Origin of the sequence: Pseudomonas sp. KSR10 (genome assembly GCF_022355455.1) — a bacterium.
In the GTDB taxonomy this organism is placed as follows: domain Bacteria; phylum Pseudomonadota; class Gammaproteobacteria; order Pseudomonadales; family Pseudomonadaceae; genus Stutzerimonas; species Stutzerimonas stutzeri_E.
On sequence record NZ_JAKOEN010000019.1, the window covers coordinates 1,447,750 to 1,474,343 of the forward strand.

Annotated in this window: 25 protein-coding genes, 1 tRNA gene and 1 pseudogene; 5 read left to right on the forward strand and 22 right to left on the reverse strand. The window is 62.4% G+C overall.

Annotated features, from left to right (window positions below; translation table 11 throughout):
• Positions 1-50: 50 nt before the first annotated feature.
• The 9 genes from MCB86_RS15530 to MCB86_RS15570 all read right to left on the reverse strand — a co-directional run bounded on the left by MCB86_RS15530 (position 51) and on the right by MCB86_RS15570 (position 9,743).
• Positions 51-2,183, reverse strand: a complete 2,133-nt coding sequence (locus tag MCB86_RS15530; protein WP_239611414.1) for a PQQ-dependent dehydrogenase, methanol/ethanol family — start codon at positions 2,181-2,183, stop codon at positions 51-53.
• A gap of 376 nt (positions 2,184-2,559) precedes the next feature.
• Positions 2,560-3,327, reverse strand: coding sequence for a lipoate--protein ligase family protein (locus tag MCB86_RS15535; RefSeq protein ID WP_239611415.1), 768 nt, complete (start codon positions 3,325-3,327; stop codon positions 2,560-2,562).
• Positions 3,324-4,028, reverse strand: coding sequence for a 2-oxo acid dehydrogenase subunit E2 (locus MCB86_RS15540; RefSeq protein WP_239611416.1), 705 nt, complete (start codon positions 4,026-4,028; stop codon positions 3,324-3,326). Before MCB86_RS15540 ends, MCB86_RS15535 begins: the two co-directional genes overlap by 4 nt.
• Positions 4,029-4,030: 2 nt before the next feature.
• Positions 4,031-4,270 (reverse strand): lipoyl domain-containing protein, encoded by a 240-nt coding sequence (locus MCB86_RS15545; RefSeq protein ID WP_125870046.1) that lies wholly within the window; start codon positions 4,268-4,270, stop codon positions 4,031-4,033.
• A gap of 4 nt (positions 4,271-4,274) precedes the next feature.
• Positions 4,275-5,297 carry an alpha-ketoacid dehydrogenase subunit beta gene (locus MCB86_RS15550; protein WP_239611417.1) on the reverse strand — a complete coding sequence of 341 codons (1,023 nt, stop codon included), beginning with the start codon at positions 5,295-5,297 and terminating at the stop codon, positions 4,275-4,277.
• A gap of 13 nt (positions 5,298-5,310) precedes the next feature.
• Complete coding sequence (locus MCB86_RS15555) at positions 5,311-6,381, reverse strand: 2,3-butanediol dehydrogenase (RefSeq protein ID WP_239611603.1); 1,071 nt, start codon at positions 6,379-6,381, stop codon at positions 5,311-5,313.
• Between the two features lie 220 nt (positions 6,382-6,601).
• A complete protein-coding gene (locus MCB86_RS15560; RefSeq protein WP_239611418.1) occupies positions 6,602-7,591 on the reverse strand; it encodes a thiamine pyrophosphate-dependent dehydrogenase E1 component subunit alpha in 990 nt (329 codons plus the stop codon).
• A gap of 24 nt (positions 7,592-7,615) precedes the next feature.
• Complete coding sequence (locus MCB86_RS15565; protein ID WP_239611419.1) at positions 7,616-9,193, reverse strand: GMC family oxidoreductase; 1,578 nt, start codon at positions 9,191-9,193, stop codon at positions 7,616-7,618.
• Between the two features lie 46 nt (positions 9,194-9,239).
• Positions 9,240-9,743 (reverse strand): gluconate 2-dehydrogenase subunit 3 family protein, encoded by a 504-nt coding sequence (locus MCB86_RS15570; protein ID WP_045163387.1) that lies wholly within the window; start codon positions 9,741-9,743, stop codon positions 9,240-9,242.
• Between the two features lie 397 nt (positions 9,744-10,140).
• Between MCB86_RS15570 and MCB86_RS15575 the strand changes: the two genes are divergently transcribed.
• Positions 10,141-12,072, forward strand: coding sequence for a sigma-54-dependent Fis family transcriptional regulator (locus tag MCB86_RS15575; protein WP_239611420.1), 1,932 nt, complete (start codon positions 10,141-10,143; stop codon positions 12,070-12,072).
• Between the two features lie 161 nt (positions 12,073-12,233).
• Here MCB86_RS15575 and MCB86_RS15580 read toward each other — a convergent pair whose 3' ends face one another.
• The 4 genes from MCB86_RS15580 to MCB86_RS15595 all read right to left on the reverse strand — a co-directional run bounded on the left by MCB86_RS15580 (position 12,234) and on the right by MCB86_RS15595 (position 14,779).
• Positions 12,234-12,455 carry a hypothetical protein gene (locus MCB86_RS15580; protein ID WP_239611421.1) on the reverse strand — a complete coding sequence of 74 codons (222 nt, stop codon included), beginning with the start codon at positions 12,453-12,455 and terminating at the stop codon, positions 12,234-12,236.
• Between the two features lie 74 nt (positions 12,456-12,529).
• A tRNA-Met gene (locus MCB86_RS15585) sits at positions 12,530-12,606 on the reverse strand.
• A gap of 117 nt (positions 12,607-12,723) precedes the next feature.
• Entirely contained in the window at positions 12,724-13,524 is an 801-nt protein-coding gene (dkgB, locus tag MCB86_RS15590) for a 2,5-didehydrogluconate reductase DkgB (protein ID WP_239611422.1), read from the reverse strand.
• A gap of 31 nt (positions 13,525-13,555) precedes the next feature.
• Complete coding sequence (locus MCB86_RS15595) at positions 13,556-14,779, reverse strand: MFS transporter (RefSeq protein WP_239611423.1); 1,224 nt, start codon at positions 14,777-14,779, stop codon at positions 13,556-13,558.
• A 101-nt stretch (positions 14,780-14,880) separates the two neighbouring features.
• On the opposite strand from MCB86_RS15595, the gene MCB86_RS15600 reads away from it, so the two are divergent.
• From MCB86_RS15600 to MCB86_RS15610, 3 genes are all read left to right on the forward strand, one after another.
• Positions 14,881-15,783 carry a LysR substrate-binding domain-containing protein gene (locus MCB86_RS15600; protein WP_239611424.1) on the forward strand — a complete coding sequence of 301 codons (903 nt, stop codon included), beginning with the start codon at positions 14,881-14,883 and terminating at the stop codon, positions 15,781-15,783.
• Positions 15,784-15,852: 69 nt separating this feature from the next.
• Entirely contained in the window at positions 15,853-16,047 is a 195-nt protein-coding gene (locus MCB86_RS15605; RefSeq protein WP_052679340.1) for a hypothetical protein, read from the forward strand.
• A 359-nt stretch (positions 16,048-16,406) separates the two neighbouring features.
• On the forward strand, positions 16,407-17,522 hold the full coding sequence (locus MCB86_RS15610) for a metallophosphoesterase (protein ID WP_239611425.1): 1,116 nt from the start codon (positions 16,407-16,409) through the stop codon (positions 17,520-17,522).
• A gap of 6 nt (positions 17,523-17,528) precedes the next feature.
• On the opposite strand, the gene MCB86_RS15615 is transcribed toward MCB86_RS15610, so the two are convergent.
• From MCB86_RS15615 to oscA, 7 genes are all read right to left on the reverse strand, one after another.
• On the reverse strand, positions 17,529-18,227 hold the full coding sequence (locus tag MCB86_RS15615) for a DNA-3-methyladenine glycosylase (RefSeq protein WP_239611426.1): 699 nt from the start codon (positions 18,225-18,227) through the stop codon (positions 17,529-17,531).
• A 247-nt stretch (positions 18,228-18,474) separates the two neighbouring features.
• A complete protein-coding gene (locus MCB86_RS15620) occupies positions 18,475-19,713 on the reverse strand; it encodes a hypothetical protein (RefSeq protein ID WP_239611427.1) in 1,239 nt (412 codons plus the stop codon).
• A gap of 230 nt (positions 19,714-19,943) precedes the next feature.
• On the reverse strand, positions 19,944-20,951 hold the full coding sequence (locus tag MCB86_RS15625; protein WP_239611428.1) for a sulfate ABC transporter ATP-binding protein: 1,008 nt from the start codon (positions 20,949-20,951) through the stop codon (positions 19,944-19,946).
• Positions 20,952-20,953: 2 nt separating this feature from the next.
• Positions 20,954-21,829, reverse strand: coding sequence for a sulfate ABC transporter permease subunit CysW (gene cysW / locus MCB86_RS15630; protein ID WP_239611429.1), 876 nt, complete (start codon positions 21,827-21,829; stop codon positions 20,954-20,956).
• A 13-nt stretch (positions 21,830-21,842) separates the two neighbouring features.
• Positions 21,843-22,661 carry a sulfate ABC transporter permease subunit CysT gene (gene cysT, locus MCB86_RS15635; RefSeq protein ID WP_239611430.1) on the reverse strand — a complete coding sequence of 273 codons (819 nt, stop codon included), beginning with the start codon at positions 22,659-22,661 and terminating at the stop codon, positions 21,843-21,845.
• A 218-nt stretch (positions 22,662-22,879) separates the two neighbouring features.
• Complete coding sequence (locus MCB86_RS15640) at positions 22,880-23,878, reverse strand: sulfate ABC transporter substrate-binding protein (protein ID WP_239611431.1); 999 nt, start codon at positions 23,876-23,878, stop codon at positions 22,880-22,882.
• Positions 23,879-24,062: 184 nt separating this feature from the next.
• Positions 24,063-24,242 carry a sulfur starvation response protein OscA gene (oscA, locus tag MCB86_RS15645; RefSeq protein WP_239611432.1) on the reverse strand — a complete coding sequence of 60 codons (180 nt, stop codon included), beginning with the start codon at positions 24,240-24,242 and terminating at the stop codon, positions 24,063-24,065.
• Positions 24,243-24,433: 191 nt separating this feature from the next.
• On the opposite strand from oscA, the pseudogene MCB86_RS15650 reads away from it, so the two are divergent.
• Positions 24,434-24,695: pseudogene (locus MCB86_RS15650) on the forward strand (sigma 54-interacting transcriptional regulator); the annotation flags it as partial.
• A 44-nt stretch (positions 24,696-24,739) separates the two neighbouring features.
• On the opposite strand, the gene ychF reads toward MCB86_RS15650, so the two are convergent.
• Together ychF and pth are read right to left on the reverse strand one after the other, a co-directional pair.
• Positions 24,740-25,840: a redox-regulated ATPase YchF gene (gene ychF / locus MCB86_RS15655; protein WP_239611433.1), complete on the reverse strand. Its 1,101-nt coding sequence runs from the start codon at positions 25,838-25,840 to the stop codon at positions 24,740-24,742.
• A gap of 139 nt (positions 25,841-25,979) precedes the next feature.
• Positions 25,980-26,564 (reverse strand): aminoacyl-tRNA hydrolase, encoded by a 585-nt coding sequence (pth, locus tag MCB86_RS15660; RefSeq protein WP_045163359.1) that lies wholly within the window; start codon positions 26,562-26,564, stop codon positions 25,980-25,982.
• Positions 26,565-26,594 lie beyond the last annotated feature (30 nt).

The following is a 26,594-nucleotide window of genomic DNA, read 5'->3' on the forward strand; positions in this document are numbered from 1 at the left end:
TGGTAGGCGTTACCGGTTCAGTGTTTGATTGGCGATCGACGGTTGCCGGCTCAATGTCCGCCGCCAGACTTCACACCGTCGTGTGCTTGCCTGCGAACGAAGTGACGGATGCTTTCCAGCTCTGCATCGGTCAGATCCGGGAACTTGGGCATGCCGTTGACGAGCAACGCACCACCGCGCACGACGCTTTCGAACGCCTTTTCACTGCCTGTGAGCAATAACGGCGACTCCCGTAGATCGGGCGCCTTCATACCCGCAACAGCCCCAGCGCCGTGGCAACCAACGCACAGGTTTTCAGCGAAAACACCCGCGCCCGCCTCAGCTTTTTCGGTATCGACCTTGAACTGCTCATCGATAATCGGCTTGGCGAGTTGCGGCGCAGGCTGTTTCGGAACGACCGCTTTTCCATCAAGCGAGAACGTCATGATCCGGCGCTCGTGCGCCCCGTACTTCCAGCCATGGCTTTCAAAACCCAACTCGCCGGAACCGCCGAAGTTGGAGGCCAATGCACCGCCAGGGCCCACCAGCAGGGAAACCATCTGCTTGCCATCCAACTTGTAAGTGATCGGTGGCGCAGAAATACCGAGGCCTACGTCATAAGACCAAAGTTCCTTACCGGTGCGAGCATCATATGCTTTGAACAGGCCATCAGGCTGGCCTTGGAAAACCAGATTGCCAGCCGTGGTCAAGGTACCGCCACCCCATGGGCTCTTCTGGTTTACCTGCCACACTCGCTTGTTCTTGACCGGGTCCCAGGCCTGCAGGGAGCCTCGCGACTCGTGCGGGTCCTTGGTCAATTCCCAACCGGTTAACCCCAGATAGAGTTTGTGGCTCGCCATCTTATGGCCAGGCTTCGTATTTTTACCGTCGTCCTTGAAGGTATTGCCCAGATGGTTGGTAGGAATAAAAGCGAGATTCAGCTCGGGGTTATAGGACATCGCATGCCATGAGTGCGCACCGAATGCCGATGGATAGATATTCTTCTCGCCATCGGGATACCTGGCGTCGTCGGCCACGATATGGCGCTGCTCCTTCAGGTCATACTTGGTCGACCAGTTAGCATCGGCGAATTTCTCCGCGGACAGTACCTTGCCGTTCGAACGGTCGATCGTATAGAAGAAACCGTTTTTTGGCGCATGCAATACGGCGTCAACATCCTTGCCGTCTATTTTCAGGTCGGCCAGCACGATGTCCATGTTCGAGTTGTAGTCCCAGGTGTCGCCCGGTGCCGTTTGGACATGCCACTTGTATTCGCCCGTATCCGCGTCTACGGCTACGACAGAACACAGGAACAGGTTATCGCCACCCTCTGGGCTACGCACCTTGATATTCCATGGCCCCCCGTTACCGGTACCGAAGATGAGCTGGTTGTACTTGGCGTCGTATGTCCAACCATGCCAGGCATTACCGCCACCGCCGTTCTCCCACCACCGGCCACTCCAGGTCTTGGCCGCCATTTCCTGCGCTGCGTCCTCGAACCCATCGGCGGGGTTGCCAGGGACGATATGGAAACGCCAGACCTGTTTGCCGGTTTCGGCATCATAGGCAGTCACATACCCACGCATCGGGCCAAGTTCCGTTCCGCCATTGCCGACGAATACCTTGCCGTCGAAGGCCTTGGGGTGGCCTGTGATATTCAACGGCTGGTCGTGATCGAATGTACGGGTCTGCCAGACTTCCTTGCCGTCCTTTCTGTTGATTGCAATCAAGCGGCCATCCCAGGTGGCAATGAACAACTTGTCGCCGTATGTCGAAAGGCCCCGGTTATGCTTCCAGAAAACCTTCTTCATGTTGTTGTCGAGGATCTCTTTGGAAACTTTTGGATCATATTCCCAAAGCATCTTGCCCGTGCGGGCATCGAACGCACGTGTTCTGTTCATTTCACCAACGTAATACATGACGCCATCGACAACCAAAGGCGTTCCGACGATATCGGATCGATCCCGCAGCGGCGCGTACCATTCAGGCTTGAGCTGGCTGACGTTGTCTACATTGATGTCTTTAAGGGGGCTGAATCGTTGTTCGGAGTGTGTTCTCCCGTAAGCCAGCCAATCAGTAGTGTTGGATTCATCAGATAATTCCTTGTCGGTAATGACTCTGTCTGATGCGTGCAGTGACGTCATCGCAAGAAGCGAGGCCGCCATCATTATCTGAACCCTTAGGTTTGACTGTTTGAAGTTCATTTTTATTATTTCCTTGTTTAGGGTTGTTTCTCGCTTCAGGCACGCCTCAAACGAGCATTCGCGGGTAAAGCTCTGCTGATATTTGTTTTTTGTAAAACGACTTCAGTGCTGCCTCCTTTATGGCGGGCAACATGACGTGCGCGTATATCACTGCTTTTCAGGTTTGTTATTTAAACTGCAATAACTACAGGTCCGGTTTGGTTGCGCTTTAATTGTCAGCGTTAGTGACGGTTGCGACCCTGCGGTAAGGCTCCGCAGAGAGTTTCTGTACATCGTGCTGGCTGGGTGGTGCCGCCTTGGAGCGGGGAAGGGGGATGTTTCATGGTGTTTCCTCCGATGCATGGCCGGGCCGGATGGCCTGCCGTGTTGTTGTTATTCAAAGCAAGGGGGAGTGCCGTCCGGCGGCGAGGCCTTCGGGCGGATAAGTGCTGGCGCGGGCGCCGAGTTCCAGGCCCTGCCAGGCGAGGACGCGCTGGTAGCACTCGGGCAGGGATGTGGCGGTTGCCCAGGCGTCGGCCAGCCGCTCGCCGAGCGCCAGATGGCTCTCGGCCTGGCAGCGCAGGTCGCTGGCGCAGGCGTGGTAGAAGCGGTTCACCACGTCGGCCATGGCCTCGCGCCAGTCCTCGATCAGCAGCGCGGCGTGAGCCAGCACCACGGGGCGGCCATCGCGGCTACGCCGCCAGCGCTGGGCGGTGCCGGCCAGCTTGCGGCCCTCCAGGGTCAGGTTGAAGCGACCATCGCAAAACGCGCCCGGCACCGCGCCCACACCGGCCTTGAGCCGGTTTTCCGCGAGCCACAGCGCCAAGGGTTCGAGCAGCCGTTCATAGGCGACGTCGATGCGATTGTCGGTCTCGTCGCTGGCCGGCACGGCGAAGGCCAGCGCGATGTTGAGCACCGCCGATGATTGCGGCACCGGCTCGCCGCCGGTGTCGCGCAGCAGGATCGGCCAGCCCTGCGCCGCGCAGCGTTGGCTGGCCAGGGCGAAGCCGGGCCGGCGCTCGAAGCTGCCGGGCATCACCAGCGCCTGTCCGGTGGGGCGCCAGAGCAGCAGCTGGCAGTCGAACAACCCATCGCAGACGCGCTGCAGCAAGGCCCGCTCGGCATTCAGGCCGGCGCCCACGCTGAACCGGGCGATGCCGTTCATGCCGCGTGCTCCTCGATCCGCCGGCAGAGATCATCGAGAAAGGCTGCGGCAGGCGATCCGTTGACGGCGCGGTGATCGAAGGTCAGCGACAGGCCCATCCACTCGACTTCCACCAGCTCGCCGCTGGGCCCGAGTTCCAGGCGCCGCTGTATGCCGCCAACGCCGAGAATCGCCACCTGCGGTGGGTTGAGGATCGGCGTGAAGTGGTGCACCCGGGACAGCCCCAGGTTGGAGACGGTGAAGGTGGCGCCGGTTAGCTCCTTGACCGACAGTTTGCCGGCCTGGGCCTTGTCTACCAGCGCCTTGCGTGCCAGGCACAGGCCTTCGCCGTCCAGCTGCTCGGCATTGAACAGCGCAGGGGCGACCAGTAGATCGCCCGGCAGCGGGATGGCGAGGCCCAGATGCACCGCAGCGTGGCGTTCGATCAGCTCGTCGGCCAGCGTGGCGTTCAGGCCCGGATGGGCCTTGAGCGTTTCGATCACCTTGAGCAGCACGAGATCCTGCACCGACACCGCGCTGCCGGCCGCCTTGAGTTCGGCGCGACGGGCCTTGAGCGCATCCAGCCGGCATTCGGCGTGGTGGGTCAGCTGCGCGGTGGTCTGCAGGCTTTCCAGCATCTTCGCCGCGATCATCTTACGCATGCCCTTGAGCGGCACCCGTTCAGGGGCGCGCTCGATTGGCGGAATCTGCAGTTGGGTCATGGCTATTGCACCTGGGCGATGACCGCGCCCTTGGCGATCACCGCGTCTTCGTCTTCGAGGATCTTCAACACCCCAGCCACGGGCGCCTCGATCTCGAACTGGGCCTTTTCCGACATGATTTCGGCGACCAGGTCGCCCGCGGCGACTTCGGCACCGTCGCTCACCAGCCAGGAGGTGATCACTGCTTCGGCGTCGCCTTCCCAGAGGTCGTCTGCGATCACGATTGGGGTTGGGTTACTCATGGGTTCATTCCTTGTTCAGGGCGTGATAGGCGGCCACGATCTTGTCCGCGTTGGGCAGGGCCCATTGCTCCATGACCGGGGTGAAAGGGATTGGGATGTCCGGGAAGGCCACCCGCTGCGGGCGAGCCTTGAGCATGCCGATGTCGTGCTCGACGACGCTGGCGATGATTTCGCCGCTGACGCCGAAGCTGTGGTAGTCCTCGTCGATCACGATCAGTCGACCTGTCTTGCGCACCGAGGCGATGACGTGTTCGCGGTCCAGCGGCACCAGGCTGCGCAGGTCGATGACCTCGGCGCTGACGCCTTCCTTTTCCAGCTGCGCCGCGGCGCGCAGGGCGTGGTGCACACCGGCGCCGAGGCTGACCAGGCTGACGTCGCGGCCCTCGCGCACGGTCTTCGCCTTGCCGATCTCGACGATATAGGGCTCGTCCGGTACCGGCACCGTGGCGCCTTTCTCCGTGCCCAGCCAGCCCATGCCCTGCAGCGCCTTGTGGAAGAGGTAAACCACCGGGTTGTCGTCGCGGATTGCCGCGGTCAGCAGGCCCTTGGCGTCATAGGCGTTGCTCGGCACGACCACTTTCATGCCTGGCAGGTGGGCGAAGGTGCCGTACAGGCACTGCGAATGCTGGCCGGCGTCCGAATAGCCGGCGCCGGTGGAGGCCATCAGCACCATCGGCACCGGCACCTTGCCGCCGGAGAAGTAGGTGTTCTTGGCCATCAGGTTGTAGATGGCGTCCATGCAGACACCGAAGAAGTCGACGAACATCAGCTCCACGATCGGCCGCATGCCGTCGGAGGCAGCGCCCACCGCGGCGCCGATGAAGGCCGTTTCGGAGATCGGCGTGTCGCGGATGCGCTCCTTGCCGAATTCCTCGTAAAGGCCACGGGTGTTGCCGAACACGCCGCCAAGCTGGCCGATGTCCTCGCCCATCACGAACACCTTCGGGTCCAGGCGCATTTCCTGCGCCACTGCTTCGGCCATGGCGCGGGCGACGGTGAGTTTTCTTTCCTTTACTGCTGTGGTCATGGGGTTCTCCTATTCAGCCGGCCAGTGCGGCGGGGCTGACGATGATCTTGACGTTGCGGTCCTTGTGGTTGGCGAGTTCCTCGAAGCCCCGTTCGAGGATGCTGTCCAGCCCGATGCGGCCGGTGATCAGCGGGGTGACGTCCATGCGCCCGTCAGCGATCAGGGCGATGACGTCGGCGAATTCGCCGGCATAGGCGAGCGAGCCGATCACCTGTTTCTCGGTGGCGACGATCTCGAAGAAGTTGAATTCCGAGGGCTCCTCGAAGATGCCCACCATCACGCAGCGACCGGCCTTGCGGATCACGTCGAGGGCGAGCTTGGCGGTGGCCTTGTGGCCGATGCACTCGAAGGAGGTGTCGGCGCCGTAGCCGCCGGTGAGCGCCTTGATCTCGGCGATGGCGTCGCACTCGCTGGGGTCGAGGACCCGCGTGGCGCCGACTTCCAGCGCCTTGGCTTTGCGCGCAGCGGACATTTCCAGCGCGATGACCTGCCCGGCGCCGGCGGCCTTGGCGCACATGATGGTGCACAGGCCGATGGTGCCGGCCCCGACGACCACCACGGTTTCGCCAAGCAGGCTGCCGGCCTTCTTCACCGCATGCATGCCGACCGCCAACGGCTCGATCAGCGCGCCGGCCTCCAGCGGAAAGCCTTCGGGCAGGCGGTAGAGCAGCTCGGCGGGTACGTTGACGAATTCAGCGAAAGCGCCGTTGTTCATCAGCCCGGTGAAAGCCAGCTGCTCGCAGAGGTTGTACTGGCCGGTCTTGCAGAAGCGACACTGGCCGCAGTGCTGGCAGGCGTCGGCGGCAACCTTGTCGCCCGGCGCATAGCCCTCGACACCTTCACCCAGGGCAACGATCTCGCCACAGAACTCGTGGCCGAGGATGCACTGGCCCTTGATGCCGGTGAGCGGGTGCGGCGCGTCCACCGGAATGAACACCGGGCCGGCGAGGTACTCGTGCAGGTCGGACCCGCAGATGCCGCACCAGTGCACGCGGATCTGCACCCAGCCCGGTTGCGGCGCGCCGGGCAGCGGCACCTGTTCCAGGCGGATGTCCTTGCGGCCGTGCCAGACGGCTGCGGTCATGGTGGCTTGGCTGTTCATCGGGTGTTCCTCTTGTTGTTCTGGCTGGGACATGAGCTCGCTCCGGAGCGTTGGGCAGGCCCGCGGCCTGCATCGCCGCGAGGGCGCGCCTCCTACAGAAGCGGTTGGTGCTGGCCTTGGCTTCTGTGGGAGGGCCGCCCTCGGCGCGAGCTTTTTGACGCTTTGAGCAGGACCGTAGGACGTGAGCAACTCGCCAAAGCCGCTACGCGAAGACCTTCTCCAGCGCCTCTTCCGGGCGCGGATAGGGGCTTTCGCGGGCGAATTGCACGGCTTCGTCGATGCGGCCGCGTGCTCGGGCCTCGATTTCCTCGGCTTGCGCCTCGCTCATCACGCCTTCGTCGATCAGGCGTTGGCGGTAGCCGGGAATCGGGTCCTTTTTCATCAGGCCGTCCTTCTCACCTTCGGGGCGGTAGGTTTCGCCGTCGCCCATGAAGTGGCCGGCCAGGCGGTAGGTCTCGATCTCGATCAGGGTCGGGCCGCCGCCGGCACGGGCGCGCTCGATGGCCTCGCCGGCAGCGTGGAATACGCCGTCCGGGTCGTTGTTCTCGACGAACACGCCCGGCATGCCGTAGGCCGCGGCGCGCACATGGTGCTGCTTGATGCAGGTGGCGCTGGCCTTGGCTACCGAAATGCCCCAGGCGTTGTCCTCGATGACGAACACCACCGGCAGCTTCCACAGCGCGGCGAGGTTCAGCGTTTCGTGGAAGGCGCCCTGGTTGGCCGCACCCTCGCCGATGAAGGACACGGCCACGCCGGGCTTGCCCTGCATCTGCCGCGACAGCGCGGCGCCAACGGCCGGGCCCATGCCCTCGGCGATGATCCCCGAACAGGAGAAATTCACCCGGCCATCGAACAGGTGCATGTGGCCGCCGCGGCCGCCGGACAGGCCAGTGGCCTTGCCGAAGATTTCGGCCATCATCTCGTTGAGGTCTACGCCCTTGGCCACGGCGATGTGGTGAGGGCGGTGCGTGGCGGTGACGATGTCCTCGGCCTCGAGGTGCGCACATACGCCCACCGCACAGGGCTCCTGGCCATTGGAAAGGTGCATCTCGCCGGGGATCGGCCCCTTGGCCATGTTGAACACCGGGGTCTTGCCTTCCATGTAGATGCGCTCGATGCACTCTTCCATGTAGCGGCTGGTCAGCATCTGCTCGTACATCCACAGGCGCTGCGAGTTGTTGGGCTGGGTCATGGTGGGCTCCCTTGAAATGGCTGGTCAGATTGCGCGCTCGTTGAGCAGACGGCCGATCTGCTCGGCCTGGCGCAGGGCCAGCGCGACGATGGTGAGGGTGGGGTTCTGGCCGCCGCTGGTGGTGAACTGGCTGCCGTCGGAAACGAACAGGTTGGGGATGTCATGGCTCTGGCCCCACTTGTTCACCACGCCGTCACGGGCCTTGGCGCTCATGCGGTTGGTGCCCATGTTGTGGCTGGCCGGGTAGGGCGGCAGCTCGATGACGTCGGTGGCGCCCACGGCCTCGTAGCACTTGGCGGTGGCGGCAACGCCGTGCTTGCGCATGGCGGCATCCATCGGGTGATCGCTCTTGGTCACCACCGGGATCGGCAGGCCGTACTGGTCCTTCTCGCTGTTATGCAGGGTGATGCGGTTGTTTTCCAGCGGCAGGTCTTCGCCGCACAGCCAGACGCCGGACATGTGGTTGTATTTCTCCATCCGTGAGGCGAACTGCTTGCCCCAGCCCTTGGGCGTGGGGTCGAGGAAGGCGGAGAGGAAGGGCAGGCCGAGGGCAAGAATTTCCAGTCGGTAACCGCCGACGAAACCGCGCGACGGATCGTTGTAGGACTCGTCGGAGATCACCCCGGCGCAGGTGGTGCCGCGGTGCATGTTCACCGGCTTGGGCATCACGGCGAAGATTCCGGCGGTGGTGTGGGTCATGTAGTTGCGCCCGACCTGGCCGGAGGAGTTGGCCAGCCCGTCGGGGAACATCGCCGAGGCGGAGTTGAGCAACAGCCGAGGCGACTCGATGGAGTTGCCCGCTACGCAGACCACCCGGGCCTTCTGCCGTTGGATGGCGCCCTGGGCATCGGCATAGACCACGGCGTTGACCTTGCCCTTGGCGTCGTGCTCGATGCGCAGCACCATCGACTGCGGCCGCACTTCACAGTAACCGGTGGCCTCGGCGCGGGGGATATCGGTGTAGAGCGTCGACCACTTCGCGCCCATCTTGCAGCCCTGCATGCAAAAGCCGATCTGCTGGCAGGCGGCGCGGCCGTCGTAGGGCTCTGTGTTGATCGCCATCGGCCCGGAGAGGATCTCCTTGTAGCCGACCCGCTCGGCGCCGGTGGCCAGCACCTTGAAGGAGTTGTGCCAGGGGTGATAGGCCATGCCGGTGCTCGGCCCGGTCACGCCCATGTGCTTCTCGGCCTTCTCGTACCAGGGCGCCATTTCCTCCAGCGTCACCGGCCAGTCGAGCAGGTTGGCTCCGGCGATGTCGCCGTTGATGCTCTGCATCTTGAATTCGAAATCACGAAAGCGCAGGGCGATGCCGGCCCAGTGCACCGTGCTGCCACCCACCGCCTTGACGATCCAGGCGGGCAGGGTCGGATTGTTCTCTGCGAGGTGCCAGCCGCCAGCGGCCTGGCGTTTGTCGAGCCAGGAGATCTTCTTGAACATCGCCCACTCGTCGTTCTCGATGTCCTCCAGGCTGAAGCGCTTGCCAGCCTCCAGCACCACGCTGCGAATCTTCTGTTTGGCCAGCGCGTTGGCGAGCGTCCCGCCGCCGGCACCGGAGCCGATGATCACCACGACGCCATCGTCGTCCTGGGCAAAAGTTGCCATGGGGTGTTCCTCATCTTGTTCTTGTTGTTAGCCCGTACCGGCGCGTTCAGAGCCAGTTCAGGTCGTTGAAGCCACGGTTGACATAGCCGCCGTACTCCCAGGACGAGCCCTCGTAGCCGAACAGCGGGAACAGCGCCTTGTTGTCGTACAGGCCGAACATCAGGCTGCTGCGCACGGCCTTGAAGAAGGGGGTGTTTTCGATCTCGGTCAGCAGGGCCACCCGCTCGGCCTCGTCGAGCTGCTCGAACGGCGAACCGTGAACCTCGCGCGCATGCCGTTGCAGTTCATCCAGGCCGCCCGCGACCAGGGCTGGCTGCTCGTCCATCAGGCCGAGCAAGGGCTGCACGTAGTGGTGGTCGCTGATGAACGTGTGGGGAAAGACGTCGCGCCCCATGCGCAACAGGCCATCGGGCAGGTCCGGCAGACGTTCCTCGGCGAGCAGGTTCACCGGGATCAGCTGCGACAGACTGAATGCCAGCAATGACTGGCCGGAAAGGGTAAGTAAGCGTCGCCGGTTTAGCGTGCCGTGCGGGCGAGCTGAATCGTGCATGACATAGCTCCTGTTTATTACCCGCAGTTCCGAGATGATCGGACTGCTGGCGATCTTGTTATGCGAAGAGTGTGTTCCGCAAAACGGTAGGAGCAGGTGCCATGCCAACTTTATATGGAAGCGTTTATTTAACTTAAATGATTGTTTCGTAAGTAATTTAAATAGCTGCCAGGTGTCGCGGTATTTAATGTGTAAAGCAGGTTACGCGTTACACCTGTAAAGCGCTGTAAAGCGTTTTACAGGTGGGCGTCAAAAAACATGTATAGATAAAGTGCTTCTAAAGTTCAGGCTGGTCTAGGCGGCTCAATGGTTTATCCTTCGTTTATTGCAGAACAATAAAAGCGTTTCGCAGGAGGCGCCCGCGTCAGGTCTTGCGCGAGCACTTCGAGGAGGAGGCATGAACCTGCTATCCAGCCCCGTCAGCCATATCGACGCCGTGCTTTCCCTGGCCAATGCGCCGCATCTGCCTGGTGACCGGGACCCGATCATCGCGCGCTCCTGGCGTCGTTGCGTGCACGACTACGGCCTGGATCCTGCACGTCCGGCTGAAGCCCGTTTCGTGCCGCGGCAGGTGCTGCGCGAACACCAGGACCAGGCCGACGAGCTGATCAACGTCGCTCGCGCTGGTGTCGAGCAGCTCTACCGGCAGATCGCCGAGCTGGGCTACGTCATCCTGCTGACCGACAACCGCGGCATCGCCGTGCAGTTTCTCGGCGACCCGGCAGACGAAAAGGCGCATCGCAAGACCGGCCTGTTCCTCGGTTCGGACTGGGGCGAAGACCACGCCGGCACTTGCGCCGTCGGCACCTGCATCAAGGAACAGCAAGCGCTTACCTGTCACCAGCACGATCACTTCAGCGTCTGGCACACCAACCTCACCTGCACAGCCGTGCCGATGTTCAACCCGCACGGCCAGCTGCTGGCAGTGCTGGATATCTCCGCGCTGCATTCACCGCCGACCAAGGATTCCCAGACTTTCGCCCTGCAGCTGGTCAAGCAGTACGCGCGGATGATCGAGGATGCCTATTTCATGCGCGTCTACTGCGAGCGGCCAATCCTCTGTTTCGACGGCTCCCGCGAGTTCGTCCTGATCAACCGCCGCTACCTGCTGGCACTGGGTGACGATGGCGAGTTGCTCGCGGGCAACACTGCCGCCCGTGGCCTGCTGGCCGAGCACGGGCTGATGATGCCGGGCCCCTTTGGCACCCCGGCGCAGGCGCGCATCGATCAGCTGTTCGATTGCGAGCTGGGCGACGTGCTGAGCATTCCCTATGCCAGTCACGACCAGGTCCGCGCCTTTCGCACCCATCGCCACCAACTGTTCTTCGCCGCCTTGATGGAGCCACGGCGCCAGGTAGCGGAGCCAATCGAACGCAGCACACCCGGCGGCCATTCCGCGCTCGATGCGCTGGCTGACGACGACCCGGTGATGCGCAAGATGCTCGCCCGCGCCAGGCGCCTATGCAGCGAACCGCTGAACGTGCTGCTCAATGGCGAAACCGGTACCGGCAAGGAACGGCTGGCCAAGGCGCTGCATGAAAGCGGTTGCCGGCGCAGCAAACCTTTCGTGGCGATCAACTGCGGCGCGATGCCCGAGTCGCTGATCGAGAGCGAGTTGTTCGGCTACGCCCCCGGCACCTTTACCGGCGCACGCAGCAAGGGCATGCGCGGGCTGATTCAGCAGGCCGACGGCGGCACGCTGTTTCTCGACGAGATCGGCGACATGCCGCTGCATCTGCAGACCCGGCTGTTGCGCGTACTGGCCGAGCAGGAAGTGATGCCGCTGGGCGCCGAAAAACCGGTGAAGGTGGATATCCGCGTGGTCGCCGCCAGCCACCGCGACCTGCGGCAGATGGTCGAGAGCGGGGCGTTTCGTGAAGATCTGTTCTACCGCCTGAACGGCGCATCGCTGAAGCTGCCACCGCTGCGCGAGCGCGCCGACAAAGGCTTTCTCATCGAGCGCGTATTCGCCGAACTCGCCGAGGGCCGCCCGGGCAACCCGCATCTGCGCGGCGATGCCATGAGTGCCCTGCTGGCCTATCCCTGGCCAGGCAACATCCGCGAACTGCGCAACGCACTGCAGTACGCACTGGCGACCTGTGAAGGCAACGAAATCACCGTGCAGGACCTCCCGGACGAATGCCTGCCGCCCATCCTGGCGCGCTGCCGCCAGCCGGCACCGACATCAGAACCCGACTCGGCCGCGGCACTGCGCGACCAACTGCGCCAGCACCGCTGGAACGTCAGCGCGGTGGCGCGGGAGCTTGGCGTGTCGCGGCCAACCGTTTACCGACGTATGCGTGTGCTGGGGATCGAAGCGCCGGTGTGAGTGGCATCGGGTGTGCTGGCGGGCGCGGTTTCATTTGTTCCGAGCGGCGATATCGCGGTAGGGGAGAGGGCAGGGCTTCGGCCTGCATTGGGAGGTGGTTGTCGATGTGGTCTTTCAGGAGCTGTTCTGGAGAGGTTTCACTCTATTAATAATTACCCCGGCTACTTTCCCGCCCACGGCATGACGATCTGAATATCCCCAATAAGCAGCTGCGCCGCAACCATCCAAATCACCGCACCCATCAACCCCAACGACAAATGCCCGACCACGATGCCGATGGCGATCTGTTTCCAGAGCCCGGCGTATTGCTTGGATGGGGTCGTTGAGGCGGTACGGTAGGGCGTTTCGCGTTCGGCGCGGATGTTGTCGAAGTCGTCTCTCATGGTCGCTCTCGGTAGTGCTGGCTAAACGGCGGGCACAAAAAAAGGGTTCAGCTTTCGCTGAACCCTTTTGAATTTGGTGGCTACGCAGGGACTTGAACCCCGGACCCCAGCATTATGAATGCTATGCTCTAACCAACTGAGCTACGTAGCCAAGTGGCGCGCATTATTCGCGCCGCGCGGTTGTGTGTCAACCCTCCGGGTGCGCTTTTTCTACCTGCTTTTTCAAATGCTTATGCCGCCGGTCCGACCGTTGCCGGTGCGCTGTCGATCAATCCCATTTTGGTGCGAATCCGGGGTTGGCCAGGCGCTCGTTGCGGTCCAGCGCGGCGATCTCCTGCATCTCCTCTTCGGTCAGCCGCAGCGTCTGCGCTTCCAGGTTGGCGGCGAGGTTTTCGCGCTTGGTGGAGGAGGGGATCACCGCGAAGCCCTGTTGCAATAGCCAGGCCAGGGCGACCTGGGCGGGGCTGGTGTTGTGGGCTTCGGCGATGCGCTGCAACACGTCGTCCTGCATCACCTTGCCGTAGGCCAGCGGCATGTAGGCGGTGATGTGGATGCCCTGGCTGCGGGCGAAATCGACCACCTTGCGATTCTGCAGGAAGGGATGCACTTCGACCTGGTTGGTGGCGATGTTCTCAGCGCCGATGGCATCGATGGCCTGTTGCATATGGCTGATGGTGAAGTTGGAGATGCCGATGGCGCGAGTCAGGCCGCGCTGCTTGGCGTCCATCATCCGGGCCATGTAGTCGGCGACCGCCAGCTCGTCATTGGGCGATGGCCAGTGCACCAGGGTGAGGTCTACCTGCTCCATGCGCAATTTGCTCAGGCTTTCCTCCAGGCTGGGGATCAGGCGGCCCGCGCCGAGGTTGCTGGTCCAGATTTTGGTGGTCACGAACATCGCTTCGCGCGGGACGCCGCTCTCGGCAATGGCCTGGCCGACTTCCGCTTCGTTGTCGTAAATCTGCGCGGTGTCGATGTGGCGATAGCCGAGCTCGAGGCCCATCTTCACCGAGTCGATGACTTGCTGACCCTTGAGACGAAAGGTGCCGAGGCCGAATGGGGGAATGGTCATTGAGCGTTCTCCTGTGGGTTCTCTGGTTAATTCAATGCGAGGCGGTAAGCACCGGCTCGTGAGTATCTGTATTGGGCGTGTGCGCTGGCGTCGCAGCGGATCGGCGATCCAGTTGGCCGCTCCAGTAGGTGAGTGCCAGGGCAGCCAGCACCACGAGCGAGCCGATCCAGGCGGTATGGATGAGACCCATGGAGGCGACGATATGTCCGCCGAGCCATGCACCGCCGGCAATGCCGAGGTTGAAGGCGGCGATGTTCAGGCCCGAGGCGACGTCCACGGCGTTCGGTGTGTAGCGTTCGGCCTGGCGTACCACGTAGACCTGCAGGCCGGGCACGTTGCCGAAGGCCACGGCGCCCCAGAGCAGTACGGTCGCCAGCGCCAGCCAGGGATTGCCGGCGGTAAAGGTAAGCGCCAACAGGACGATCGCCAGCAGGCTGAAGATGAGCTTCAGCGCGCTGATCGGCCCGCGGCGGTCGGCCAGTTTGCCGCCCCAGATATTCCCCACCGCTACCGAAACGCCATACACCAGCAGGACCAGACTCACCGCGCCTTCGCCAAAGCCGCTGATCTCCTGCAGGATCGGCGCGAGGAAGGTGAACGCGATGAAGGTGCCGCCGTAGCCGACCGCGGTCATGGCGTAGACCAGCAGCAGACGCGGCTGTTTCAGGACGGCCAGCTGCTGGACGAGTGAGGCGGGTTTGCTGTGCTGAATGCTGCGTGGCACGAAGAGCAGGCTGCCGACAAAGGCGATCACACCGAGCAGCGATACGGCGAGAAAGGTTTCCCGCCAGCCAAATTGCTGGCCAATGAAGGTGCCGAGCGGCACGCCAGTCACCAGGGCGACGGTGAGCCCGGTAAACATGATGGCGATGGCGCTCGCGGCTTTCTCTTTCGAGACCAAGCTGGTTGCGATGGTCGAGCCGATGGAGAAGAACACGCCGTGGGCGAGGCCGGTGACGATGCGCGCCAGAATCAACGATTCGTACCCCGGCGCCTGCCAGGCCAGCAGGTTGCCGGCAGTGAACAGTACCATCAACGACAGCAGCAACAACTTGCGCGGTACCTTGCCGGTCAAGGCCGTGAGCAGCGGGGCGCCGACCGCGACGCCCAAGGCGTACAGGCTGACCAGCAGCCCGGCCGAGGGCAGGCTGACACCGAGGTCTCCGGCGATGGTGGGGATCAGGCCGACGATGACGAACTCCGTCGTGCCGATGGCGAATGCGCTGAGGGTCAGCGCGAGCAGGGCGATGGGCATGGGATGAAACTCCGGTTGGATTGCATGGCGCGCAGTGTCTACCGCAGACTCATGCGGAAAAACCGGGTCTCAGGCCAAACATAATTGACTGCGAGTCACAGATGAAAACCACGCTCGACGAGTTGCAGGCGTTTACGGCGGTCATCGATACCGGCTCGATATCCAGTGCGGCGATGCAGTTGGGGCAGACCGCTTCGGGGGTCAGCCGAGCCCTGAGTCGGCTGGAAGCCAAGCTCGCCACCACGCTGCTGCGGCGCACCACCCGGCGCCTGGAGTTGACGGAGGAGGGCGCGGCCTTTCTGGTTCAGGCCAGGCGGATTCTCGAAGCGGTGGAAGAGGCCGAAGAGCAGATGTCGCGTCGCCTGCAGCGTCCGGCGGGGCGGCTGCGGGTCAACGCTTCGGCACCCTTCATGCTGCACGTGCTGGTGTCGCTGGTCGGCGGGTTTCGCGAGCGTTATCCGGATATCGAGCTGGAACTGCACAGCAGCGACCAGATCATCGATCTGCTCGAACATCGCACCGACCTGGCGCTGCGTCACGGTCCGCTGCGTGACTCCACCCTGCATGCGCGGCCGCTGGGTCGCAGCCGGATTCGTGCCGTGGCCAGCCCGGGCTATCTGGCGCGCCGCGGCATGCCGCAGCAGGTAGAGGACCTGGCCAAACACAGCCTGATCGGTTTCACCCAGCCGGAGAGCCTCAATCACTGGCCGCTGCGTCATCCTCTTGGCGAGACTTGGCCCATCGTGCCGAGCCTCTGGGCATCGAGTGGCGAGACGGTGAGGCATCTGGCGCTGGCCGGCCAAGGTATCGCCTGTTTGTCGGACTTCATGACCGCGCGCGATCGTGCCGATGGTGCGTTGGTCGAGGTGCTGGCCGAGGCGAACGTCAGGATGTTGCAGCCGATCCATGCGGTGTACTACCGCAATACCGCGCTCGCCGCGCGCATCACCTGTTTTCTCGACTACCTGAGCGAGTGCCTGGGCGAGCAGGAATGGACACGCTAGGACGACCGGGCCGAACCATGGCAGCCCGGGCCTGCCTAACGCAGCAGGCACACCTGCGAGGAGACCATCATGCTCAGCATTACCCTTCCAAGCGATCCGCCGCTCTATCCCTGGCTGGCGGACGAGTCGCCACTGAACGACCTGGACGACGCCGAAAGTGATACCGAGCTGGACGACGGCGACACGCTGCCCGACGAGGTGCTCGAAAATCTGGAGAAGGAGCCACCGCCGCCGGATCCGATACCCGACCCCGGCGTGATGTAGCACCTGCCCCTGGCTGCGTCGAGCTGCGCGCTATGACCCGCGGCGGGCGCGGCCTGACGCCGGAGCGCCTGATCAATTCCGTGCGAGCCACCGCTCGCGAATTACGAGAACACGCTGACTGATCGTTTCTACGCCCCGTGTTGATCTTTCGGGGGCGGCCGCCTGCGTTTGACGCATTGCTACCAAAACCACCTGCAGGGCTCACCGCTCCGTGACATCATCGGGACGCGAAGGCGAGCTCCGCCGTGCCTCGGCGGAGCGACCGCTAGATCGATCGAGCCCTACCTGACCTTTTTCCCACACGTAAACGCCGCCTGTTCAAGCAAGCGGCGTGCTTCCTCACTCAAGAGACGTCACGCATGAATAGGCGGTTATTGGTTGGTGTTTTGCTGATTGGCCTGCATGTATTCATTGGCGTCACGCTCATTTCAGATCTCTCGCTCGGGCTGTTCGGCACGGGGCTGGCGTGGGCCTATCTCGCGCTATCGGCCGTGCTGATGCGCTATGGCGTGCTGGTGCGAGGCGCGGGCAATGCGCTGTTGGCGTGGTCCGGACTGCTCGCGATGGGAATCTTTTCCAGCCTGGCGGTTTTTTCGCTGCTGCGTGCTTTCGTGGTGGCGCTGGCCTCGCTCTGGGGCTGGGCGCCGGAGGGCTTTGCACGGGGTTCCGCGTTGGCCGTGATTGCCGCTGTCGTGGCGGTGACGCTGTTCGGCTTGCTCAACGCACGGCGCACTGCTCGGGTTGTCGAGCGCGACATCGTGGTACGCAATCTTCCCGCGGCGCTGGAGGGTTTCAACATTGTCCAGCTCAGTGACATTCACGTCGGGCCGACGATCAAGCACGGCTATATCGATGCAATCGTCAGGCGGGTCAATGGGCTCTCACCTGATCTGATTGCGATCACCGGTGATCTGGTGGATGGCAGCGTGGCAGACCTGGCGGACGACATTGCGCCAATGGCGCAACTGCAGGCACGCCACGGGGTGTACGTGGTCACGGGTAATCATGAGTACTACTCCGGTGCGGACAGCTGGATCGCCGAGTTCGAACGCTTGGGGATGCGCGTGTTGCTCAATCGTCATGTTCAGCTCGAGCACGGCGGCGCGCGCCTGGTTTTGGCCGGCATCGCCGACTATTCGGCCGAACTGTTCCGGCCCAGCCATCGAAGCGATCCGGTTGCGGCGTTCGCCGGTGCGCCCACCGATGCCCCCCGCATCCTGCTGGCGCACCAGCCGCGTTCAGCGAAGGCGGCAGTGGAGGTGGGCTGCGACCTGCAGCTGTCGGGGCATACGCACGGTGGGCAGTTCTGGCCCTGGATGCATTTCGTCCGTTGGCAGCAGCCGTGGGTGGCGGGGCTGCAGCGGGTCGGCGAGATGCAGATCTACATCAGTCGCGGCACCGGCTATTGGGGGCCGCCGCTGCGCTTCGGCGCACCCTCGGAAATTACCCGGATTCGCCTGGTTGGCGCTGCATAGCTTTTTTCAGCTGGCCAGCAGCTCGCGGCGCAGCAGGACGTAATCCTGGCCTTCCTGTTGCCCGCGGCGTAAGGGATTGCGCGTGCAGTGCGCGGCGAAGCCTGCATCGACGAAGCGGTAGGGCAGGTGCTCGTCACGGCCGGCTGGAATGCCCAGGCGCGTCGTCTGGATGATGTCAGGGCGGGCGCCGATGTCATCCACGCGCAGGCGGGTCGGGTCCATGCGTTGCGCGTTCCATTGCGTGACTGTCAGTCCCAGCGCCTTGCACAGCAGCGTCTGGCCCGAGCACAGGCGGGTCAGGGGGCGAGGGCCGCCGGCGGCGGCTGGGCTGTTGCTGCGCATGCGCTCGATGGATGCCTCGCACGACAGCGAATCGACCCAAGGGTAGCCGGCCTTGATGCATACCGCATTGCCTTCGCCCTGTACGCTGAAGTTGAGTGAGTCGCCGCCGCGCGAGTAATAGAGGTACAGATGGCCGGCGGGCATGAACATGGCGCGTCGCGACGGGCTGTAGCCCAGCGACGAATGACTGGCTTTCTCGTCGACGTAATACGCCTCGGTCTCGATGATGCGTGCCGACAACCAGAGCCCATCGACGCAATGCCGAATCACGGTTCCCAACAGATCTTGGGCGACGATCTGTGCGTCCCGGTCGAAAAAAGTATCGTCGAGATGTTGTATTGGTGGTTCGGTGAGGCTGTTCATTGCTACTCCGGCTTCGGCAAGTCTGCCTGTTCCGACCCCATAAACGGGGCGAATATTCCCCCAGTCGATGAAGGATCCCGTGCCGGTCGTCAGACAAATGGTTGAGGTCGGCCTAACAAGTAGGTCTTCAAAGTGGCGGCTTTGATCCTCTGAATGCCTCTGCTTGAGGGCGGGTAGGCATCGCCATTTTGCGCTCGGCACGTAGCCAGTGGCGGCCCGTCAGCATGGCGACTGCGGGCCGATAAGCCTAGTGCTGCACTACGCTTGCCGAATTTGAAGTGCCACTCTGAATGACGCTCAGATTATCGCTGGCGCCATGCTGCGAAATGTCCGCAAAGTTTGCAGTACCGGCTTGGCTGACAAGCGCGTAGTTGCCCTCGTTGTATTGCGAGGCCTGGATGATGTTGTTGTCGCCGTTCTGCTCAAGATCCAGCGCGTTTACCTCAACCACGCCAACCTGAACGGTCACGATGCTGTTGTCGTTTCCGGTGGTCACTGCGCGCAATTCGTTGCCGGGGGCGGTCTGCGAGACGCTGGCCGTGTTGCGATTGCCGGACTGCTCTATGGCAGCACTGCTGTCTCTGCCAGCTTGCGCAAGGCCGATGACGTTGTCATTGCCGGTTTGAACAGAAACAACGGTGTTCTGCCGGCCACCTTGAGTCGTTATGAGCTGGTTGCGATCGCCATTCTGCTCGCTCGACACCTTCATCAAGATGTCGGATTGGGTGACCATCGCCGTGTTGTAGTTGCCATTACTTTCAACCTCGGCATTCGAAGCGATGGCCTCGTACTGCTCCACAGTTACCGAATTACCGACTCCAAAGGAATAAATCTCGACATTGGAGACGCTGCCGTAATCCTGCCTCACGGTCGCATTGTTCGCAGTGCCCTCCTGCCAGACATAAGCCGTGTCATCTAGCGTGTTGTCTTGGCGGGTACTGCTGACATTGTCGTAACCGTACTGCTTGCTGGTGGATGTCGACTGGGCGAACGTTTGGTTAGCGGTCGCAGAGTTCCCGTCGCCTACTTGAAGTTGGTAGAGCCCTGTACCGATGGAATCCGACTGGGTGCCTTGCGCGGTATTGGAGCTGCCATGTTGGTCTTGGGAAATAACGCTCTCGGTGGAATTAGTCTGAATGGCGTTCGCCACATTCTCAGAACCAACTGCCTGGTATTGCAGGATCAAGTTGCCAGAGACGGGGCTCGCCCCGGTGTTGCCCAGCTGACGTGCTTCACTGTAGTTGAAGCTGCCTTGCTGATACTGGCTGATCGAGTCGCCTGAACCACCTAGCTGGAAGGTAACCGCTTCGTTGGCTACGCCGCTTTGGGTTATCAGGGTTGTGTTGTCGACACCGCCGGTCTGCGTGGCAGTGGCTTTCAGCGAGATACCTGACTGATCAACGTCGGCGGAGTTTTGCTCCGCGAATATTTGTGAGGACATTGCCGCAATGACGGCAAGAGCAAGCGGCTTCAGGATCGTGCGCATGATGTGTCTCCGATGAGGTCTGTTCCTGCTTACCAGATAGTTCTGGCTAACAAGGCTGCGCTGCCCGTCGGGCCGTGACGAACCAGGCCGTATGCATCCCCTCACCTGATCGACCTTTTATGGCCCCGCCCGAGCTGCTTGATCCGGCGTTAAGGCACTGCCGCACTGTTGCGCTTAGAACGATCACGAAGATCGATCATGCGCGTACTTAGCGTAGCTGACATCGCCGCCTACGCATTTCCTTCCATGAGGGCTGCCCTATCGAATGAGTTCTGGCTCGGCTTGAAGTACAGCGTTTCGCCACGGCGCAGGTCGACAAGGCTGGCGTGGTCTCTACCCACTTCGGCCTCGACCGGCTCGGTCTGGTTGGCGACCCTGACCGTTACTCGTGTGAGCGCACCAAGCGGACGCACGTCCCGAACCTCGCCTGCGTAATAACCCTCTCCGGCGGACGAACTCAGGTAAATCTCGTGCGGGCGGAACAGCACGCTGCGCTGATCGTCCAGCTGCAGGCGATTGGCGTCGCCGAGAAAGTGATAGACGAAATCGCTGGCCGGATTGGCATAGACCTCCGCCGGCGTGCCGATCTGCTCGATCACGCCTTTGTTCATCACCACGATGCGGTCGGCGACCTCCATCGCCTCCTCCTGATCGTGGGTCACGAACACCGAGGTGAGGTGCACATCCTCGTGCAGGCGGGCCAGCCAGCGGCGCAGTTCCTTGCGCACTTTGGCGTCCAACGCGCCGAACGGCTCGTCGAGCAGCAGCACTTTAGGCTCGACCGCCAGCGCACGGGCCAGGGCGATGCGCTGGCGCTGGCCACCGGAGAGCTGCTCGGGGTAACGGTCGGCCAGCCAGTCGAGCTGCACCAGGCCGAGCAGCTCGTGCACCTTCTCGGCGATCACCGCGTCGCTTGGACGCTGCTTCTTTGGCTTCATGCGCAGGCCGAAGGCGACGTTGTCGAATACCGTCATGTGGCGGAACAGCGCGTAGTGCTGGAAGACGAAACCGACGTTGCGGTCGCGCACGTCACGGCTGGAGACATCCTCGCCGTGGAACACGATGCTGCCGCTGTCCGGCGTCTCCAGCCCCGCGATGATGCGTAGCAGGGTGGTCTTGCCGCAGCCGGACGGGCCGAGCAGGGCGACCAGCTCGCCGCTCTGGATGTGCAGGTTGATGGCGTTCAATGCCTGGAACTGGCCGAAGCGCTTGTTGATGTTGCTGATTTCGATCGACATGGTCATTCCTCGGCGTTGGCGTGCAGGCGGGCGATGCGCGACTCGCTCCACTGCTTGAGCAGCAGGATCACCAGCGCCAGGCCCAGCAGCAGGCTGGCCACGCTGAACGCGGCGACATGGTTGTATTCGTTGTAGAGAATCTCGACGTGCAGCGGCAGCGTGTTGGTCAGTCCGCGGATGTGCCCGGAGACCACCGACACCGCGCCGAACTCGCCCATCGCCCGTGCGGTACAGAGCACCACGCCGTAGATCAGGCCCCATTTGATGTTCGGCAGGGTGATGTGCCAGAACATCTGCCAGCCGCTGGCGCCGAGCAGCCGCGCGGCTTCCTCTTCGGTGCTGCCCTGCTCCTGCATCAGCGGAATCAACTCCCGGGCAACGAAAGGCACGGTAACGAACAGCGTCGCCAGCACGATGCCGGGCACGGCGAAGATGATCTGGATGTCGCGATCACTCAGCCATTCACCGAAGTAGCCCTGGGCGCCGAATAGGAGCACGTAGATCAGGCCGGCAATCACCGGGGAGACCGAGAACGGTAGGTCGATCAGGGTGACCAGCAGGCTCTTGCCGCGAAACTCGTATTTGCTCACGCACCAGGCGGCGGCGACGCCGAACAGCAGGTTCAGCGGCACCGAGATGCCTACGGCGAGCAAGGTCAGCTTGAGTGCGGCGAGGGCGTCGGGCTCGAATATCGCACTGAAGAAGGTGCCGAAGCCTTGCTTCAACGCCTCGCTGATGACGACCAGCAAGGGCAGCAAGAGGAAGAGCGCGAAGACCAGCCAGGCGGCAAAGATCAGCAGCCGCCGGCCGAGAGCGCTGCCGCGGCGCGTTGCATTGGCGGTGTTATTTGCAGTCACCGTTAGGGAAGCGGAAGTCATGTCGGTGGCCTCTTCACGAACGCGCAATGCGGCGCTGCAACAGGTTGATGAGCAGCAGCAGGACGAACGACACCACCAGCATCAGCACGCCAATGGCGGTGGCGCCGGCGTAGTCGTACTGGTCCAGCTTGACCATGATCAGCAGCGGCAGGATTTCGGTCTTCATCGGCATATTGCCGGCGATGAAGATCACCGAACCGTACTCGCCAACGCCGCGGGCAAACGCCAGGGCGAAGCCGGTCAGCCAGGCGGGCAGCAGCGCCGGCAGCAGCACATGGCGAACCACCTGCAGCGGCTTGGCGCCGAGGCAGGCCGCAGCTTCTTCCACTTCACGGGGAATGTCGGCTAGCACCGGCTGGACTGTGCGCACCACGAAGGGCAGGGTGACGAAAGTCAGCGCCAAGGTGATGCCCAACGGGGCGTAGGCAATCTTGAAGCCCAGCTGCGTGGCGAACTGACCGATCGGCCCGTTCGGCGCATACAGCGCGGTCAATGCGATGCCGGCCACCGCGGTGGGCAGGGCGAACGGCAGGTCGATCATCGCCTCGATGATCTTGCGTCCGGGAAATCGATAGCGCACCAGCACCCAGGCCAGCAGCGTGCCGATAATGCCGTTGAGCACGGCGGCGGCGAAGGCGGTGACGAAGCTGAGCTTGAGCGCCGCCAGCACGCGCGGGGCGCTGATGATGGCGATGAACTGTGCCCAGCTGAGTTCGGTGGTCTTGAGAAACAGCGCACCCAGGGGAATCAGCACCAACAGACTGAGGTACACCAGGGTGTAGCCCAGCGTCAGCCCGAAGCCGGGTATGACGGGGGGAGTCGGACGGGACATGGTCGGCCTTGTTCTGTCGAGGAATTCTGCTGAGCCGCGTAGGGTGGAAGTCGCTTTTTACTTCCACCGTCGACGCCTCGCGGGGAGCAATGTTTCGGCTGAAGCGTCGCGAGCGCAGCTCAGACAAGGCGAAGACAGGCCAGGGCCGCGGAGTTTACGAGCTGTAAATGAGCAGGCCCGAGCCGGTCTTCAACGCAGTATGAGCAAGCGCAGCAGCTTCAGTTCGCCTGATAGATCTGGTCGAAGATCCCACCATCATTGAAGAACTTCGGCTGTGCGATTTTCCAGCCGCCGAAGTCCTCGTCGATGGTGACCAGCTTCAGCGCCGGGAACTGATCCTTGAACTCGGCCGCGACGTTCTCATTGCGCGGCCGGTAGAAGTTCTTCGCCGCGATACGCTGGCCTTCCTCGCTGTACAGGTAGTTCAGGTAGGCCTCGGCCACTTCCCGCGTGCCCTTGCGCTCGACGTTCTTGTCGACCACTGCCACTGGCGGTTCAGCGAGGATCGACAGAGACGGCGCGATGATTTCGAAGTTCTCCCCGCCCTGTTCCTTCAATGCCAGGAAAGCCTCGTTCTCCCACGCCAGCAGCACGTCGCCGATGCCGTTGTTGACGAAGGTGACGGTAGAGCCGCGGGCGCCGGTGTCCAGTACCGGCACGTTCCGGTACAGCGTGCCGACGAATTCCTGCGCCTTTTTCTCAGTGCCGTATTTCTGCTGCGCATAGGCCCAAGCGGCGAGGAAATTCCAGCGCGCACCGCCCGAGGTTTTCGGGTTCGGCGTAATCACCTCGACGCCCGGCTTGACCAGGTCATCCCAGTCCTTGATGGCTTTCGGATTGCCCTTGCGCACAAGAAACACAATGGTCGAGGTGTAGGGCGTGCTGGCGTCCGGCAGGCGGGACTGCCAGTCCGCGGGGATCAGCTTGCCGAGGCGATGCAGCTCATCAATATCGCCAGCCAATGCGAGGGTCACCGCGTCGGCTCGCAAACCATCGATGACGGCGCGGGCCTGCTTGCCCGAGCCGCCATGGGACTGCTGAACCTTGATCGGCTCGTGGCCCTGGGTCTGCCAGTGCTTGTTGAAGGCTTTGTTGAATTCCACATAGAACTCGCGTGTCGGGTCGTAAGACACGTTGAGCAAGGTATCGGCGGCCAGCGCGTGGCCGCCAGTCAGCACGCTCGCCAGGGCGGCGAGAGCGAAACGTCGAATGGACATGGTGCAGCTCCTGAAAACAGATCGAATGTGCTTTTGGCTGTTACTGAATTCGGTTTCGGGGCTTTCAGCTCCGCATTCGCGGCGGGTGATAGCTGCAGTACCGGTGCGTGTTCATGGTCTTGGCTCGTCATGGTCACGCCCTCCGGTGGTCCAGTCGGGCTGATGAATCGGGGTTATGAAATGGTCAGGTGGTCTTGTTGTTCGGCTGCAGGCGGAATTTCTCCTTGCGCTCGATCTGCACGACCTCGCCGTTGTGCACAGTGATTTCCACCGAGCCGAACTTGAGGCCGTGCAGGGCGCTGTGGATCTCGCGCAGGATGCTGGCTTCGTCCTGCCCCTCGATGTTGGGAATGGTCGCGGTCATTTCTGTTCTCCGTGAAGCCTTTCGTGACGGCCGAACGGCCGTAGCCAGCGAGGCGTGGAACGGATAGTAGAGGGTGCTGAGATATTCTTAAAAATATTGTTTAAGAACATTTATAGATCGTTAAGGAATAACAATGTGCTGGCCTTCGCCAAGGAAGAGCACAGCCCGCTGGGCATCGAACCAAGGCGTCTATCGATCCCGGATCGTGGCAGCATCGTGATAATGTTGATCTGGCAAGGCCGCCGATTGCGCTGCTGATCCGTGGCGAATCGGTACCGGCAAGGATCTACTGGCTCGCTGTATTCATCAGAAAGCGAGCGGGGTGGGAGGCGTGGCGGTCAGTTGCTGTGCGATAAGCATTGCGGCCGCCGATGCGGAACTCTTCGGTTACGCCGCGGGGCTCACGGCGCAGCGCCGAGCCGCCGAGCCGGCTGGTTTGGCTCGGCCAACGGCGTTCCTCAAGCGTTTGGGTTCATCAAGATCCGCCAGGATCTAAATCAGACGTTGAAGCGGAAGTGCATCACGTCGCCGTCCTTGATGATGTATTCCTTGCCTTCCAGGCGCCATTTGCCGGCTTCCTTGGCGCCGGCTTCGCCCTTGTATTGGATGAAGTCGTTGTAGGCGATCACTTCGGCGCGGATGAAGCCTTTCTCGAAGTCCGTATGGATCACGCCGGCGCCTTGGGGAGCCGTGGCGCCAACCTTGACGGTCCAGGCACGCACTTCCTTCACGCCAGCAGTGAAGTAGGTTTGCAGGTTGAGCAGCTCGTACCCTGCGCGAATCACACGATTCAAACCGGGCTCTTCCAGGCCGAGGGATTCGAGGAACATGTCCTTTTCCTCGCCATCGTCCAGTTCGGCAATTTCCGCTTCGATCTTGTTGCACACCGGTACCACGACGGCACCCTCTTCGGCGGCGATGGCATTGACCACGTCCAGGTGCGGGTTGTTTTCGAAGCCATCCTCGGCAACGTTGGCGATGTACATGACCGGCTTGCTGGTCAGCAGGTGGAAGCCCTTGGCCAGTTGAATCTCATCGTCGCCGAGCTTCTTCAACAAGGTGCGGGCCGGCTTGCCTTCGGTGAAGTGGGGGATCAGCTTCTCTAGCAACGCCTTTTGCGCCACGGCTTCCTTGTCGCCGCCCTTGGCGTTGCGGGTGACGCGCTGCAGCTGCTTTTCGCAGCTGTCGAGGTCAGCGAAGATCAGTTCGAGCTCGATGATCTCGATGTCACGCTTGGGATCGACCGAGTTGGAGACGTGAATCACGTTTTCGTCCTCGAAGCAGCGCACTACGTGAGCGATGGCATCGGTCTCGCGAATATTGGCGAGAAACTTGTTGCCCAGACCTTCACCTTTCGAAGCGCCTTCGACGAGGCCGGCGATGTCGACGAATTCCATGGTGGTCGGCAGGATGCGCTCGGGTTTGACGATGTCAGCCAGGGCCTGCAGACGCGGATCGGGCATCGGTACGATGCCGCTGTTCGGCTCGATGGTGCAGAAGGGGAAGTTTTCCGCAGCGATACCGGATTTGGTCAGCGCGTTGAACAGGGTGGACTTGCCGACGTTGGGCAGACCGACGATGCCGCAATTGAATCCCATGGTGTTTTGCCTCGGTATTGGCTGGCAGCGGATGCGCTACCGGCGTTGCCAAACTGCGTTAAACGGCTTCGTGATGCGCTGTAATGCAGGCCTTCCGCGCCGCCGTTGCCTTTGTCTTGCACCCCTGCGTCGAGTTCGATCAGGCCTTCTGGCTGTGCAGGCGCTGCATCGCTCGCGTCCAATCACCCGCCAGAATTTCGGGCAGCACGTCGAGCGCGAAATCGATGCTGGCGTCCAGCTTTTCGCGCTCGGCCTGGGGCGCTCGGCCCAGCACATAGCCGGTCACCAGGCTGCTGTGGCCGGGATGACCGATGCCCAGACGCAGGCGGTAGAAATTGTTCTGATTGCCGAGCTTGGCGATGATGTCGCGCAGCCCGTTGTGCCCGCCATGGCCGCCGCCCTGCTTGAGCTTGGCGATGCCTGGGGGCATGTCGAGTTCATCATGGGCGACCAGGATGGACTCGGGAGGAATTCGGAAAAATCCGGCCAGTGCCGCCACCGCCTGGCCGCTGCGGTTCATGAAGGTGGTGGGAATCAACAGGCGGACATCTTCGTCCTGGTGGCGAAACTTGCCGACCAGGCCGAAATACTTGCGATCCACGCTGAGGTTGGCACCTTTGTGGGCGGCCAGACGCTCAACGAAAAGGGCCCCTGCGTTATGCCGGGTCTGGTCGTATTCAGGGCCTGGATTACCCAGGCCGACGATCAGTTTGACGGCAGTCACGACAGAGGCCCTTCCTCAGATGCTAGCGAG